Here is a 14,172-nt window from a genome sequence, read left to right on the forward strand (position 1 = left end):
TTCTTTAAGTTTTAAATTCCTACTTGTACGCCGATAGCGCACACTTTTAATGGGGGTAGTGAATACAGGGACCTGGATTCCGGGTCTGAACCTTTATACCCGGTGAAGGTCAAGAGATTCTGTCCATTGACAAACACCCTGGCATTCCTGAAATGGATCTTTTTGACAAGCGGCTCCGGCACTTGCCAAGAAAGGGAAACGTTCTTTAAGCGGATAAAGGAAGCATCGGTATATGCTGCGTTACTGGAATTAGCAATATTATACCCGTTATTCAAACTAAAATCCTGGTTGTAGCGCTGAATATTGGTCACGTCGCCCGGGCGCTGCCACCTGGCCAGCACGGAAGTGGGCTGGTTCATGAAATAAAACCCGCCAGGATAATTGCCGAATTGGTTGTTTTGCCCGATCTGTTTGACAAACTGGAAAAGCATATCAAATGAAACCGATTTGTAACGAAAGGCATTCTGGAACCCGCCAAAGAACTTCGGGCTCAGGTTTTCCGGAATGGTCGCGTCATCAAAACCCGGGGAAGAAGTCAGGTTTCCGTTTTTATCCCTGAACTGGTAAGCGCCGGTAGTTTTGTCTACCCCCGCGTAGTCATAAACAAAAAAAGTCCCCAGCGGCTGACCAATATTTCTATTATCTATTCCTAATACGCCAGGGCCAACCGAAACCAATTTGTTTTTATTGATGGTAATATTAAATGAAGTATTCCATTGAAAATCTTTGGTCTTGACATTCACCGTATTAAGTGCGAGCTCCCAGCCGCTGTTGGCTACTGTAGCATCCTGGTTGGTTTCTATGGACGAAAAACCGGTTACCGAGGGCAAACTGTAGGCGGTCAGCTGGTTCGAGGTTTTATTTAAATAGTAAGAAATGGCTGTTGACACCCTGCCCTTAAAAAGGCTCAACTCAAAGCCAGCTTCTTTTTTACGGGTTTCCTCCCAGGCCAGCAAAGGGTTAAAAAGGTTATTGATGTAAAGCCCCGTACCATTTTGGTAAGAAGAGGGTAATGACGTATACAGGTCCAGGTATCTGTAATCGCCTATCTGGTCGCTTCCTGTGGTACCATAACTTACGCGCAATTTGCCAAAACTAATTACAGGTAAATTATGCTTGATAAAGCCGGATTGGGAAAATATCCATGCAGCGCCGACCGCGCCGAAATCATGAAACCTGCGCTCCGGTCCGAACCGGCTGCTACCGTCCCGCCTGCCGGTAAAATTGAGGATATACTGATCATTGATATTGTAATTGATACGGCCAAAAAAAGCAGTATATCGATAACGGGATATTGTTGTCGATGTAATCTTCGAGTTGGTCGGATCTGCCGAAAGGGGGTCCTCCATCAGCTGATCGCTGAGAAAGCCGTTGGCATTAAATATCTGCCCGTTATTGTCGTCCTGCTGAAATGTAGCGCCCGCCAGAACGTCTATCGTGCCTTCCCATAAGCTCGCCGAATAATTTGCCTGCGGTTCAATGATCCACGAGCGCGAGCTGTTATTGGTGAAATTCGACTGGCGGCTTGACGTGCCCCAGAAAGCCGGGTCAACCGATGAAAATGGTAAGGTATTCAATTCGTTTACCAGCAGGCTGTTATAGCCGAGATTCGTTTTCAAAGACAGGTTATGCAGCAGCTGGTAACTCACCGTGGCATTGCTGACCAGATTAGTGGTATGGTTGTTATACTTTTGCAATAGCGAAGCGTAAGGATTCACCCAGGTGGAATTTGCCCAGTTCAGCGTCCCGTCGCTGTTGTAAACCTGGGGCGCTACCGGGGCCAGGTAAATATTCCTTGTCAGGTCGCTCTGGAGCAATCGGTTATTGTCATCCATGTAGTTGCCCGATAGCAATATCCTGAATTTCTGGTTAGCGGAAGCGCTGTTGATATTGAAATGCAGGGACACCTTCTGATCACTGAAATCGCCTGGAAACACTGTAGTTTGCTTCTGATAACTTGTCCCGACCAGATATTGGGTCGTAGCGTTCCCCCCGGAAACACCCGCCTGGATGTTGTCATACTTCGCTGTGCCCCCAATTAGCTGTTTCTGCCAGTCGGTACTGCGGGTAGTATCCCATTTAGCCAGGTCGATATCTCCGCCGATCCCGCTGCCCACGGCCACGTGATCATTTTTCAGGGCCTCGTAACGCATATCCAGGTATTGGCGCCTGTCCAGCAGGTCAAAGGAACGGGTGATCCTTCCCAGGCCGCTCTGCGCGGTGAAATTCACTGTGGTTTCCCCGGACTTGCCTTTTTTTGTGGTGATCAGCACTGCGCCGTTTGCCGCGCGGGAGCCGTAGATCGCCGTTGCGTCGGCGTCTTTCAGAACATCGATCGATTCAATGTCCGAAGGATTGATAAAACTTAAGGCGCTTCCATAAATCCCCTGGTTTTCGTTACCTGAACCGCCCAGAATGTTACCCAGGTTCTTCAATAGTTGTGAGGTATAGGGGACGCCGTCAATAATATATAAAGGATCGTTGCCGTTATATAAACTGTTCTGGCCGCGGACCCTGATGGTAACGCCGGTCCCGGGCAGTCCCGTTGACTGGGTGATCTGTACGCCCGGTAACCTGCCTTCAAGGGCCAGTAAGGGATTATCAACTGGCTGTTTTTGAATATCGTCGCTTTTGACAGTTCCGATATCGCCGGTAGCGAGCCTTCTTGTCGTTGTTCCGTAGGCGATCACCTGTACCTCGTCCAGGTTAGAATTGCTCACAGTTAATGTTATCGTTCCCAGTTCCGGCCCGGCATTGGTCTCCCGTGTTATATAGCCTACAAAAGAAATCACGACAATAGCTTTGGGACTGACCTGTTTCAGCGCAAACGAGCCATCCTTGCTGGTAATGGTAAATTGGCTTCCATCCTTTAACTTTACATTTACTCCTGGTAGCGCATTCCCTTTTTCATCCACCACACGCCCGTGCACATCAATAGCAGTAAAAGCAGTTTTAACGTTATCGAGAAAGGAAGGTTCTCTTTTCTTCTGTTCAATAATAACCGTTTTGTCCTCTATCGTATATGTTAGTTGCTGCTTTTCTAAAACTAAGTCAAGAACTGCGTTAAGCTCTGCGTCATTGAAATTTACATCGATGATTTGACTCCCATTTACTTTTTTAGGTGACCATATAATACTATAGCCGGTTTGTTTATTGATCGAGTTGAAGATCTGCTTAAGGCTTATATGCTTTTGGTTAAGCGTAACACGCTGCGCAAGGCCCGTCGCGCTGACGGTCATTAAGCTTGTTAAAATGATGATCGTGGTAAGTTTCATGATCAACAGGCATTTTTTAATGCAACCCGGTAATGGGCTACAGGAATAGATGGTAAATATTTTATACATTTACTTGTTGTTTTGAATTTTTTATTTGGTTACACACTAAAAACGATTCGGCGACATTTGATCAGGGACATGTCGAGTGTTCCTGATCTCTTTTTGAAGCAGTCCGCGTTTGCTGATCCATTCAGGATGTATTGACGAAGCTGTACATGTTTTTAAGTTTTAAGGGTTAATCTTTAATTATTAGTAATTTAACAAAGGGGTTAAAGGTTATTTAGCAGTCACTCTAATAGTCCGGCCTTCGATCTCAAACTTCAGATCACCAACTTTTTCCAGTTTGCTACATAATTGCGATACATTGGCATAACGCGTAGTAACGCCGGCGTAAGTCTCAGTTTTGTAGTTTTCCTGTTCATATTCGATCTTTACGTCGTACCAGCGGGCTACCCGCCGCATCAGACTTTCGAGCGGTTCGTCGTCGAAACGAAATTGCCCGTTCCTCCAGGCTGTGACCTGCTCAACATCATCTTTAATGACTATTGCATTGCCAGCAGATACCCTAACAGATTGACCAGGCTTTATAACCAGTCCGGCTGTACGAACGCTACCTTCAACCAGCGTCGTCTGGATGACCGGTTCATCATCATAAGCATTGATATTAAAAGTAGTGCCAATGTCTTCTATCACCTGGTCTTTTACCTGAACCCTGAACGGTTGCGCGGCATTGTGTTTTACTTCAAAATAAGCCTCACCAGTCACCCTTACTCTTCTTTCAACACCGTTAAACGCTGTAGGAAAAGTAATGCTTGACGCTGCATCCAACCACACCTTAGTACCGTCTGCCAAAACCAGCGGATAGGGCGATTGCTCGCCCCTGGCGGTAGTGAGTATATTATAACTGATCTTTTCATTTTTGTTGTTGCTGTGATAAGCGATGTCCTGATTATTTGCGGTTATGATAGTTTGTCCCTGCTGTGCTAAAGTGCCCTTTAGTCCTTTGGTCAAAATGATTTTTTGTCCGTTCGCAAGTGTTAAGGTAGCGCGGTTGTGACCCGGGGAAACATCATGCTGGATAACGGCTAGTGATTTTGCGGCAGGTTTTTTATGACTCGCAAAATAGACACCCGAAGCAAAGAACAACACAGCGGCTGCAACTCGCGGCAGATATTTCCAAACCGGTTTTAATCGCCTCACCTTTTGCCTTTCTTCAATCTGCCTTAATAAGTCAAGATAGAGGCCGTCCAGCAATATTTCGCGTCCGCCGACCTCCTTTGCCCAAGCCTCTAAGTCTGCGCCCTTTATGTGCAACTGATGATACCACCTATCCAGCTCCTCAAATTCGGAGTTGGTTATATCGTTGTCTAAGTAACGATCCAGCAGATATTGCAACCTTTCTTTCTTCATTAATTTATTGTCGTTTATAGGTTAAGACACCGCTCAACGTGGCTAACCGTTACTACTTGCCAAAAAAATATTTTAAATAAAATCAATTGAGTACATAAAGCTTTTATTAGCTTAGTGTTATCAAAGAGCACATTAATGATACGGAGCAAGATGAAAGTCTCATCGGTCGCTGGCAAAACGGTGATGACAGCGCTTTCGGGGCGTTGTATAAACGCCATGCTTATGCGCTGCTAGGAATAGCCTCATATAAGACTGGGGACCGGGAGAAAGCTAAAGAACTTGTGCAGGAAACTTTTATCAGTTTATGTGACCATCGTGACCAAATCAGCCCGGCCACACCGCTTCGGGCTTTTTTATATGCCACACTAAAACACAAGCTGCTTAACGAAGTTCGCCGCACATTGAACTATCAAAAGCACGAGAATTATTATGCCACACTACATCCGGTCCATGATGATACTACACAAGCGTTATTAGCTAGCCGGGAGTTAGAACAATTGATGGAAGAACAAATTGGTAAACTGCCGCCTCAATGCCAGCGGGTGTTCAGATTGAGCAGGCAATCTCACCTGACCAATAAGGAAATCGCCGCTCAACTTGACATTTCAGAAAATACCGTGGAACAACATATGCGTAAAGCTTTGCGGTTATTGCGCTCGTCCCTGGGGCAGTTCATAGAACTTGGTGCGATTATCTATTTGCTTCATCGTCCATGAAGTTAATTAATAATATAATCTGCACAGCTATTTAACTTAGCAAACTTCGGTATTGTATTTTACCAATCTGGGATTAATTACCGGACTTGTTGAAGTTTCTTACTGGCAAAAGTAGCGACATCCTGATATCGGTTGCCTCATGATCGTGGCGGATTGCATGATGCCCTTAGAGGAATTGTATTTGGATAATAATGTCATTCGATAATATATTTGCCTATGCCTGTTGAACAGAAAAAGCACCCTGATACACCAACCCTGTATACTAAAGCCCGGATAAAGCGTTTGGCGAAGGGAAAACATTGGGTCACGATATATAACGGCCAGCATATCGTAAAAGGCTATGCCAAAAAATTCAGCGTTGATCTTTTGACCGCTTTGAAAGAGTTGCGGATGCTTGGTATAACGATCAGTGAACAATATGAGCAGTCACTTATACAAACGTTGAACGGTTTGGCAGAAAAAAGGAAACAGGAAAAATTGCGAAAAGAAATAGAAATGCAGTCCTCGTTTGAGTCGGATGATGAATTTGCGTTTATCATGGGTTATACCAGCGGCGGGGCAGCTTACGGTATAAAATGGGAAGACTGGCCGGTTGATAACCTATCAGGAGAACCAGGCAATGAAAACCATATAATATCTTGAAAAACACGAAAAGGTGTTAACCCATTCTCTTTAGTAGCGCAATTTTCTCCTGCTCACTGGCCAGTAAACGCTCGTATAGTATTTTGTTCTCTTCGTAGAGTTCTATTAATCTTTTCATCGGGTCGAAGTGTCTTGGCTCGCCATGCGTCGGGTCGGCAAGGGCAATGATACCGTTTTCATCAAATGTCTTTATCGCCTGGTTTGAAATGTTTAGTACACCAGCCAATTGGTCTATAGTATCTTCGTCGATTTCTTCTTTTGACTCTAACAAGGAAATTCGTTTTTGTGTCCAGGGGATACCAAGCATCACTGCAAGTGCGTCTTGCTTCAAGCCACGCAGTTCGCGAAAGCGTTTAATATTTCGCCCTTGATGAATCTGTTTTACGTTTTCTGTGGTCATGTTATAAAGCATCGACGTCCGCGGGTAAATGTAAAGGCGGATTTGTGTTATAGGGTGGGCGAATTGGCTGAAAAACAATTTTGTTAGCTTCTGACTATCAATTAATTACACAGATTTTACTTTTTTCCATTCACAAAAAATGCACTTTTTGTAAATTTCCGATTGAAATTTCACACATTATTACCTATTTTAATATCCGATATGGGACAAGTGTTACGCGTTACAGTAGGCCAGGCAGAGCACGCTTTTAAGTTGCTGGGAATGAATATCACCGATCGGGAAAAAGCGGAATTGGAAATAGAGCTATCGGGTGAAACTTTCAAAATAATTCGTGAGGGGCGCAGTTGGATAGCCGTTGGTGCTACATCATCCAGTCATGAAGAAATCGCAGAATCTATTGGTAAAGCGCTGGCCCTACGTTACCGGTTTTAAATCAACGTGACAAACGTGGTCTTTTCTTTTTAACGGGTGTTGGTGCGCCAGGACGTTCTACTTTTTGGTAAATCGGTGCCTGTTTAATTGGTTCTTCTTCGCAGATGGTTACCTTAAGTTGCTTGTCACCGATGGCCTTACCGTCGAGTGCGTCAATAACTTGTTCTGCATCTTCACGGCTGGCCATTTCCATAAAAGCATAACCTTTACTTTTTCCGGTTGCTTTATCACGTACCAGTTTAAGTGTTACGATGTTGCCATGAGGCCCGGCGAGTTGTGCAAGGGCAATTTCCTCCGTTGTGATGGGGAAACCGCCGATAAAGATTTTGGTAATCATTTAGACAAATATAACAGGAAAAATATTCCCCGCCAGTTCCGGCTTTGCCTTACGCAATGATTTTTGTTTCAATTTTTGTGGCTTTAACAAGTCAGTTATGGAAATATCGAATCGGAAGATCACGACAGAGACAGTTCTTAAGCAATTGGAGAAAGAAGGCAAGACCGTAACCTTGGAAGATGCTGAAATGATCGTCAGCTATATTTATCTGCTGGCTGAAATATTTGTAAATGAGCTACAGGGCCAATGAAAATAGCGCATTTATATATCCGGGTCAGTACCGACGAACAGGCTGATAAAGGCTATTCCCAGCGTAACCAGGACGAAATGTTGCGCAAATACTGCCAGTTACAATCCATTGCAGTCAGAGAGGTCATCTATGAGGACCACTCCGCCAAAAGCTTTAATCGCCCGGCCTGGCAAACCATGCTCGGTCGGCTGAAACGTCAAAAAACTAGCCGTCCTGATTACATTCTATTTACCAAGTGGGACCGGTTTAGCCGGAACGCCGGGGATGCTTACCAAATGATCAGCCTATTGCGTGGTTTTAATATTGAGCCCCAAGCTATTGAGCAGCCGCTTGACCTGAGCATTCCTGAAAATAAAATGATGCTGGCCTTTTACCTGGCAGCGCCTGAAGTTGAAAATGATCGCCGCGCGCTTAACATCTTTCATGGTTTGCGCCGTGCTAAAAAAGAGGGGCGCTGGGTATCTTCGGCACCTGTGGGTTATATCAACAAATCTCATGAAGACGGCAGAAAGTATATCGCCGTCAACGAGTTGCAGGCTGAAATTATGCGCTGGGCTTTTACAGAATTAGCTACCGGCAAATACCCGGTTGAACAAGTATGGAAATTCGCTAAACAAAAAGGCATTACTTGTGGCCGTAATAATTTCTGGAACCTGATCCGTAACCCGGTTTATTGCGGACGGATTGTGATACCGGCCTTTAAAGATGAAGCGGTGCAATACGCCAAAGGACAACACGCGCCTATTATCAGCGAAGACCTGTTCGATAAAGTGCAGCGGGTATTGAATAAACGCGCCCGCCCGGTCATTCAAAAAACAGTGCCTGGACGTTTGCACCTAAGGGGCTTTTTGAAATGTCCGAAATGTAACCGCATGTTGACTGGCAGCCCGTCTAAAGGAAACCTATACTATTATTACTATTACCATTGCTCCTCTGCCTGCGGGGTTCGCTTTAAAGCAGAACAAGTCAACGAAACTTTTATCGCGTTATTAAAAAAACATTCCGCAACCGAAGGACTTATCAGTTTATTTAAAAAGGCTGTGCGTGAACTAATCGTTAATAACAGCGCGTTGCAATTCAACCAGCAAAGAATTGCGGCTAAGCAATTAGAAGAACAGCAACAGCGGGTTGAACGGGCTAAAGAACTGCTCATTGCCGGTTACCTGGAAGGTGATGATTACCGCACCATTAAAGCTACTGCCGAAGAAAAGATTGCTGCATTACAAAAAGTATTGGCTGACGTTATAGATCCGATGTCCATCTTGGAGCAGCGGTTTAAGAATATGGGTAAAGCCATAGGCAACCTGGCTTTTTTTTATCAGATAGCGTCGGTGGAGCATAAACGTAAAATGGTTGGTTTATTATTTCCTGGTAATCTTACATATGCTGATAATGGTTTTGAAACTGTGGAATTAGGCAATTGGACCAGGCTTGTTTTTGATTAAAATCTGCTAACATTATAGTATTTGCGCCACATTTTCGTTAAATTAGTCATAGAACAAATGACTAACAATAATGAAAACAGCCAGTTTATATGTTCGTGTTAGCACGGATGAACAAGCGGAAAAAGGTTACTCACAACGTAACCAGGAAGAAGTGTTAAGGCGTTACTGCGAAATCAAATCCATAGCAGTCGGCAAGGTTTATTGTGAGGATCATTCTGCAAAAACATTTAATCGACCGGTATGGACAAAGTTACTGGTTGATCTGCGTAAAAATAAAGGACAGACTGATGTCATACTTTTTACCAAATGGGACAGGTTCAGCCGTAACACCGGCGATGCTTATACGATGCTGAATACCTTGCGCCGCTTTGGTGTCGATGCGCAGGCTATCGAACAGCCGCTTGATCTGGAAATCCCTGAAAATAAAATGATGCTGGCCTTTTATCTGGCTGCTCCTGAAGTAGAGAATGACCGGCGTGGTTTGAATATTTTTCATGGTATCCGGCGCTCCAAGAAAGAAGGCCGGTGGCCTGCGGCGGCGCCGGTAGGTTATGTCAATCTGGTCGATGCTAAGGGGCATAAATATATAGCTCTCCAGGAACCACAAGCTACTGCTATGCGAAAGGCGTTCCAGGAAGTGGCGAACGGCAAATACACGTTAAGGGAAATATATAAGCAAGCGCAGCAGGATGGTATCAGTTGCTTGTATAATAACTTTTGCAATATCATCCGTAATCCGGTTTACTGCGGCAAGATACTGGTGCCTAAATATAAAGACGAAGAAGAATATCTTGCAGATGGCCAACATGAAGCCTTAATAACAGAAAGCTTGTATTACGAAGTACAGGACCGCATTAACGGACGGAAACGTATTGTTGGTACTAAAATGTCGGTAGATGATAAACTGGCATTGAGGGGTTTCCTGGATTGCCCAAAATGCACCCGCACCCTAACAGGGAGTGCGTCTAAAGGAAGAAAGCACTATTATTACTACTACCACTGTTCGTCTGCTTGTGGCGTGCGCTTTAAAGCAGAACTGGTTGATACCTATTTTGATAAACAGATTGCAAAATTTACCATCAGACAAGAACATGCCCAATTCTATCACGATGTGTTGTTAACGGCTTACAAGCAGCAAACTGGTGCCGGAGAGTTAAGTCAGCGTGCGGCTTTAAACCTGATCAAAGATTTGCAGGCGAAACTGGAGCGTTCTAGGAATTTTTATCTTGATGGAAAATTGGACGAACCGGATTATAAAGCGGTAAAAAGAGAGGTGGAAAATGAGATATTATCGCTTGAAAAACGTTTGCCGAATATTATTAAAGCTTCCAGATCGGTGTCTGAGATGTTGACTGTAGGGATTTCGAACACTAACACGTTAAGAGACAGGTATATTAAAGGCAATTCAACTGCAAAAAGGCGTTTATTTGGTTCGATTTACCCCAGAAATTCGGTATTTGACGGCACAGAACATCGAACCGGATTTGACAATGAATTTCTGCGCGGTATCGCGTTGATTAACAAAAGGTTACGGCAAAAAAAAGACTGGACAAAATCAGATATTTCTGACCTGTCCAGTCTGGTGGTATCAGCTGGGATCGAACCAGCGACACAAGGATTTTCAGTCCTTTGCTCTACCGACTGAGCTATGATACCTCCCGATTGCGGACTGCAAATGTAGTGTGTTTTTTTATTTATGGAAACTTTTTTTGAAAAAAGGTTAGGCAACTACTTTATACTGCTATTACATAACATTTTAAATTTTTAAAAACCTTTTGCTTTTAATAGTATTTATCTAATTTAGTTCCTAAATACTATGCATGCATAATGATGTCACAACTTGTTTTTATACTCATACTCGGTGCTGCTATTTACCTTTTTGGTAAAAATGCCGCTAAAATAAGGCGCAATATCTTGCTCGGGCGTGATACTAATCGGTCCGATAATCCTGCTCTTCGCTGGAAAACGATGGCGAAAATTGCTTTGGGTCAAACTAAAATGGTTAAGCGCCCAGTTGCCGCCGTACTCCATTTTTTTATTTATGTGGGCTTCATTATTATCAACCTGGAAGTAATGGAGATCATGATCGACGGGGTATTTGGTTCGCACCGCGTATTTTCAAAACCTTTGGGTGGCTTGTATAATCTGCTAATTGGCTCGTTCGAGGTACTGGCGTTGTTGGTTTTGGTGGCCTGTGTTTGTTTCCTTTGCAGGCGCAACATCCTCAAGTTAAAACGTTTTTCGGGCGTGGAAATGAAAACATGGCCTAAAAGCGATGCCAATTATATCCTCATCATCGAAATATTGTTGATGTCGGCTTTTCTTACCATGAATGCTGCCGATCATAAATTGCAAATCTTAAACTTTGGCCATTATATTCAAGCGGGTAGTTTCCCGGTAAGCAGTTTTTTAAATCCGCTTTTGCCTGAAAGTACGCATTCGCTCGAAATGATTGAACGTGGTTGCTGGTGGTTTCACATTATTGGCATATTGGCGTTTTTAAATTACTTGCCTTACTCCAAGCATTTTCATATTATGCTGGCGTTCCCAAATACCTATTACTCAAACTTAAACCCAAAAGGAAAATTTACCAATATGGCTTCGGTAACGGGCGAGGTAAAGGCAATGCTCGATCCTACCTTTGTGCCCGAACCCGCAGGCGAGGCTGGAAAATTTGGCGCTAAAGATGTAACCGACCTGACTTGGAAAAACCTGATGGAGGCTTATACCTGCACCGAATGCGGGCGTTGCACATCTGTTTGCCCGGCTAATATAACCGGCAAATTGCTTTCACCACGCAAAATAATGATGGACACCCGCGATCGTATCACCGAAGTGGGGAATAATATTGACCAACAAGGAAAGGACTTTAAAGACGAAAAATCTTTGCTTGATACTTACATCAGCCGCGAAGAGATATGGGCCTGCACAACGTGTAATGCCTGCGTAGAGGCTTGCCCGGTAAACATTAACCCGCTTGATATTATTACCCAACTACGCCAATATGTTGTGATGGAAGAATCACAGGCTCCGGCAAGTTTGAACAATATGTTTGGCAACGTAGAAAACAATGGCGCGCCCTGGAAATATTCAAACGCCGACAGGTTGAACTGGGCGAACAATAGTTAATTATAAACACGTTATAAAATGTTACAGGACACAGCGGCTGCCGAACAAAAATACAAGCTATTTATAGAAAGAGTAGCTGCAACAAAATTGGTTTGGGGCCTGATGAATAAACAAGGATGGGCAAATTCAACTGTTAATGATGACGATGAAACTGATGTTATCCCATTTTGGTCGGACAGGGCATTTGCCAAAGCTTGCGCCCGCGACGATTGGCGCGGTTATACAGCTACCGAAATTCCGTTAGCCGAATTTTTAGAAAACTGGTGCATTGGCATGGATGAGAACGACACTTTAGTTGGCACCAATTGGGATGCGAATATGTTTGGCCAGGAAATTGAACCCCTGCAAGTGGCATTTGATATTTTAACCCGTTTAAAAGCCATCAATACAAGCATTAAGTTTAGGGACTATAGCAGCGTAGATGAATTTTTAACCGAGATAAGCGAGTAAACTATTAATTATATAGAAAGTATAAATGACCATGCAGCAAATACCAACAATGGCCGCCATGATAGCTGAAGGCAAAGAACCCGAAATTTTATTTTGGGTAGGTTGTGCAGGCAGTTTTGATGAGCGTGCCCAAAAAATCACCCTCTCTATTTGTAAAATACTGCAACATGTGGGCATTAGCTATGCCGTATTAGGCACCGAAGAAAGCTGTACCGGCGACCCTGCAAAGCGTGCCGGTAACGAGTTTTTGTTTCAAATGCAGGCTATGGTTAACATTGAAACGCTTAATGCCTACAACGTAAAAAAAATAGTTACAGGTTGCCCGCATTGTTTCAACACTATAAAAAACGAATATCCGGGCCTGGGCGGTACTTACGAAGTGATACACCACACCCAACTGATACAGCAACTAATTGATGAAGGCAAACTGAAAGCCGAAGGCGGCGAAAGCTTTAAGGGCAAAAAAATAACCTATCATGATCCTTGCTATCTGGGCCGCGGTAACGGCGTTTACGAGGCACCACGCAAAGCTTTGGAGATTTTAGATACCGAATTGGTTGAAATGAAACGCTGCCGCTCAAATGGCCTGTGCTGTGGCGCAGGTGGCGCACAAATGTTTAAAGAGCCCGAGAAAGGCAACAAAGACATTAATGTGGAACGTATACAAGATGTTATTGATACCAATGCCACTGTTGTTGCCGCCGCCTGTCCGTTTTGCATGACCATGCTTCGCGACGGGGTAAAGCACTTTGAAAAAGAACAAGAGATACAGGTGCTTGATATTGCCGAAATTACTGTGCGCGCCAATGGCCTGTAAATTAAAGATTGTTGTTTGTTTGATTTGTTAAGTGTTGCCCTCCGTCTGATTAACGGGGGGCATTTTTTTTGCGGGAATAGCAACTTAAAAATGCTAAACCAGCGATAATGAATAACAATGGCTGTGTAACGCTAAACATTACGCCTGCCAACAAATATCATCCAACATTCAATATATTTGATGATACTTAACATGGTACAAATTTTTTTAGTTGAAGATGAAGAACGGGTGGCTGCTTTTATTGAAAAAGCACTGCGGGAAAACAACTATGAGGTAGATATTAGCGGCGATGGTGCCGAAGCTATCAGGCAATTTGCAAACAAGCCTTACGATGTGGTTATACTCGATGTAAATCTGCCCTATTTAAACGGCATTGAAGTGTGCCGCTACATCCGCCAAAAAGATAAAAACATCCCCATATTAATGCTTACCGCTTTAGACAGCATTAATGATAAAGTAAACGGCTTAAATACCGGTGCCGACGATTATATGGTGAAGCCCTTCCACTTTAAGGAGTTGATTGCGCGCATTGAGGCTTTGTTACGCCGAAAAAATACAGACACTAATCCGCTTATTACACTGGGCGATTTAACTTTAGATACCAACAGCAATACCGTTGAGCGCGCAGGCCACAAAATAACGCTCACCACAAAAGAGTATGCACTGCTTGAACTTTTAATGCGCAACAGCAACAAAATACTATCAAGGCAAATTATTGCCGAAAAGGTATGGGGCATTGAATTTGATACCGGCACCAACGTGGTTGATGTATATGTTAACTACCTGCGCAACAAGGTTGAAAAAGGCTTTGCTACCAAACACATCCACACCGTAGTGGGTAAAGGCTATATATTTAAAGTTTAGGTTAA

13 protein-coding genes, 1 tRNA gene and 1 pseudogene are annotated in these 14,172 nt (G+C 43.8%); 10 read left to right on the forward strand and 5 right to left on the reverse strand.

Annotated elements, in window-relative coordinates; all coding sequences use genetic code 11:
• Positions 1–11: 11 nt before the first annotated feature.
• Both BDD43_RS00455 and BDD43_RS00460 read right to left on the reverse strand, forming a co-directional pair.
• Positions 12–3,275 carry a SusC/RagA family TonB-linked outer membrane protein gene (locus BDD43_RS00455; protein ID WP_162846943.1) on the reverse strand — a complete coding sequence of 1,088 codons (3,264 nt, stop codon included), beginning with the start codon at positions 3,273–3,275 and terminating at the stop codon, positions 12–14.
• Positions 3,276–3,551: 276 nt separating this feature from the next.
• Positions 3,552–4,685, reverse strand: a complete 1,134-nt coding sequence (locus BDD43_RS00460) for a FecR family protein (RefSeq protein ID WP_121195631.1) — start codon at positions 4,683–4,685, stop codon at positions 3,552–3,554.
• A 161-nt stretch (positions 4,686–4,846) separates the two neighbouring features.
• Here BDD43_RS00460 and BDD43_RS00465 point away from each other — a divergent pair, with 161 nt between their 5' ends.
• Positions 4,847–5,401 (forward strand): RNA polymerase sigma-70 factor, encoded by a 555-nt coding sequence (locus BDD43_RS00465; RefSeq protein ID WP_262707443.1) that lies wholly within the window; start codon positions 4,847–4,849, stop codon positions 5,399–5,401.
• 216 nt (positions 5,402–5,617) lie between these two features.
• Entirely contained in the window at positions 5,618–6,043 is a 426-nt protein-coding gene (locus tag BDD43_RS00470; protein WP_121195634.1) for a hypothetical protein, read from the forward strand.
• A 16-nt stretch (positions 6,044–6,059) separates the two neighbouring features.
• Here BDD43_RS00470 and BDD43_RS00475 read toward each other — a convergent pair whose 3' ends face one another.
• Entirely contained in the window at positions 6,060–6,443 is a 384-nt protein-coding gene (locus BDD43_RS00475) for a helix-turn-helix domain-containing protein (protein ID WP_121201827.1), read from the reverse strand.
• A 162-nt stretch (positions 6,444–6,605) separates the two neighbouring features.
• Between BDD43_RS00475 and BDD43_RS29820 the strand changes: the two genes are divergently transcribed.
• Positions 6,606–6,875 carry a hypothetical protein gene (locus tag BDD43_RS29820; RefSeq protein WP_162846944.1) on the forward strand — a complete coding sequence of 90 codons (270 nt, stop codon included), beginning with the start codon at positions 6,606–6,608 and terminating at the stop codon, positions 6,873–6,875.
• A 1-nt stretch (position 6,876) separates the two neighbouring features.
• On the opposite strand, the gene BDD43_RS00485 is transcribed toward BDD43_RS29820, so the two are convergent.
• Positions 6,877–7,212, reverse strand: a complete 336-nt coding sequence (locus BDD43_RS00485; protein WP_121195638.1) for an RNA recognition motif domain-containing protein — start codon at positions 7,210–7,212, stop codon at positions 6,877–6,879.
• Between the two features lie 97 nt (positions 7,213–7,309).
• Here BDD43_RS00485 and BDD43_RS29825 point away from each other — a divergent pair, with 97 nt between their 5' ends.
• The 3 genes and pseudogenes from BDD43_RS29825 to BDD43_RS30460 all read left to right on the forward strand — a co-directional run.
• Positions 7,310–7,462 carry a hypothetical protein gene (locus BDD43_RS29825; protein WP_162846945.1) on the forward strand — a complete coding sequence of 51 codons (153 nt, stop codon included), beginning with the start codon at positions 7,310–7,312 and terminating at the stop codon, positions 7,460–7,462.
• Complete coding sequence (locus BDD43_RS00490; RefSeq protein ID WP_121195640.1) at positions 7,459–8,907, forward strand: recombinase family protein; 1,449 nt, start codon at positions 7,459–7,461, stop codon at positions 8,905–8,907. Before BDD43_RS29825 ends, BDD43_RS00490 begins: the two co-directional genes overlap by 4 nt.
• A gap of 70 nt (positions 8,908–8,977) precedes the next feature.
• Positions 8,978–9,760: pseudogene (locus BDD43_RS30460) on the forward strand (recombinase family protein); the annotation flags it as partial.
• A 727-nt stretch (positions 9,761–10,487) separates the two neighbouring features.
• On the opposite strand, the gene BDD43_RS00500 reads toward BDD43_RS30460, so the two are convergent.
• Positions 10,488–10,563: transfer RNA gene (locus BDD43_RS00500), tRNA-Phe, on the reverse strand.
• Between the two features lie 171 nt (positions 10,564–10,734).
• Between BDD43_RS00500 and BDD43_RS00505 the strand changes: the two genes are divergently transcribed.
• The 4 genes from BDD43_RS00505 (at position 10,735) to BDD43_RS00520 (ending at position 14,167) form a co-directional block, all read left to right on the forward strand.
• Complete coding sequence (locus BDD43_RS00505; protein ID WP_121195641.1) at positions 10,735–12,036, forward strand: (Fe-S)-binding protein; 1,302 nt, start codon at positions 10,735–10,737, stop codon at positions 12,034–12,036.
• 18 nt (positions 12,037–12,054) lie between these two features.
• Positions 12,055–12,486, forward strand: a complete 432-nt coding sequence (locus tag BDD43_RS00510) for a DUF2750 domain-containing protein (protein WP_121195643.1) — start codon at positions 12,055–12,057, stop codon at positions 12,484–12,486.
• Between the two features lie 31 nt (positions 12,487–12,517).
• Positions 12,518–13,303 carry a (Fe-S)-binding protein gene (locus BDD43_RS00515; protein WP_394339619.1) on the forward strand — a complete coding sequence of 262 codons (786 nt, stop codon included), beginning with the start codon at positions 12,518–12,520 and terminating at the stop codon, positions 13,301–13,303.
• A 192-nt stretch (positions 13,304–13,495) separates the two neighbouring features.
• Positions 13,496–14,167: a response regulator transcription factor gene (locus tag BDD43_RS00520; RefSeq protein ID WP_121195650.1), complete on the forward strand. Its 672-nt coding sequence runs from the start codon at positions 13,496–13,498 to the stop codon at positions 14,165–14,167.
• Positions 14,168–14,172: the final 5 nt, after the last annotated feature.

It is taken from the genome of Mucilaginibacter gracilis (assembly GCF_003633615.1).
Classification (GTDB): domain Bacteria; phylum Bacteroidota; class Bacteroidia; order Sphingobacteriales; family Sphingobacteriaceae; genus Mucilaginibacter; species Mucilaginibacter gracilis.

Bases quoted from the DNA above. Each gene is read 5' to 3' on its own strand.
- BDD43_RS00520 (WP_121195650.1), top strand. From the start codon at position 13,496: ATGGTACAAATTTTTTTAGTTGAAGATGAAGAACGGGTGGCTGCTTTT.
- BDD43_RS00505 (WP_121195641.1), top strand. From the start codon at position 10,735: ATGATGTCACAACTTGTTTTTATACTCATACTCGGTGCTGCTATTTAC.
- BDD43_RS00470 (WP_121195634.1), top strand. From the start codon at position 5,618: ATGCCTGTTGAACAGAAAAAGCACCCTGATACACCAACCCTGTATACT.
- BDD43_RS00515 (WP_394339619.1), top strand. From the start codon at position 12,518: ATGCAGCAAATACCAACAATGGCCGCCATGATAGCTGAAGGCAAAGAA.
- BDD43_RS00485 (WP_121195638.1), bottom strand. From the start codon at position 7,212: ATGATTACCAAAATCTTTATCGGCGGTTTCCCCATCACAACGGAGGAA.
- BDD43_RS29825 (WP_162846945.1), top strand. From the start codon at position 7,310: ATGGAAATATCGAATCGGAAGATCACGACAGAGACAGTTCTTAAGCAA.
- BDD43_RS00490 (WP_121195640.1), top strand. From the start codon at position 7,459: ATGAAAATAGCGCATTTATATATCCGGGTCAGTACCGACGAACAGGCT.
- BDD43_RS00510 (WP_121195643.1), top strand. From the start codon at position 12,055: ATGTTACAGGACACAGCGGCTGCCGAACAAAAATACAAGCTATTTATA.
- BDD43_RS00475 (WP_121201827.1), bottom strand. From the start codon at position 6,443: ATGACCACAGAAAACGTAAAACAGATTCATCAAGGGCGAAATATTAAA.
- BDD43_RS00460 (WP_121195631.1), bottom strand. From the start codon at position 4,685: ATGAAGAAAGAAAGGTTGCAATATCTGCTGGATCGTTACTTAGACAAC.
- BDD43_RS00455 (WP_162846943.1), bottom strand. From the start codon at position 3,275: ATGAAACTTACCACGATCATCATTTTAACAAGCTTAATGACCGTCAGC.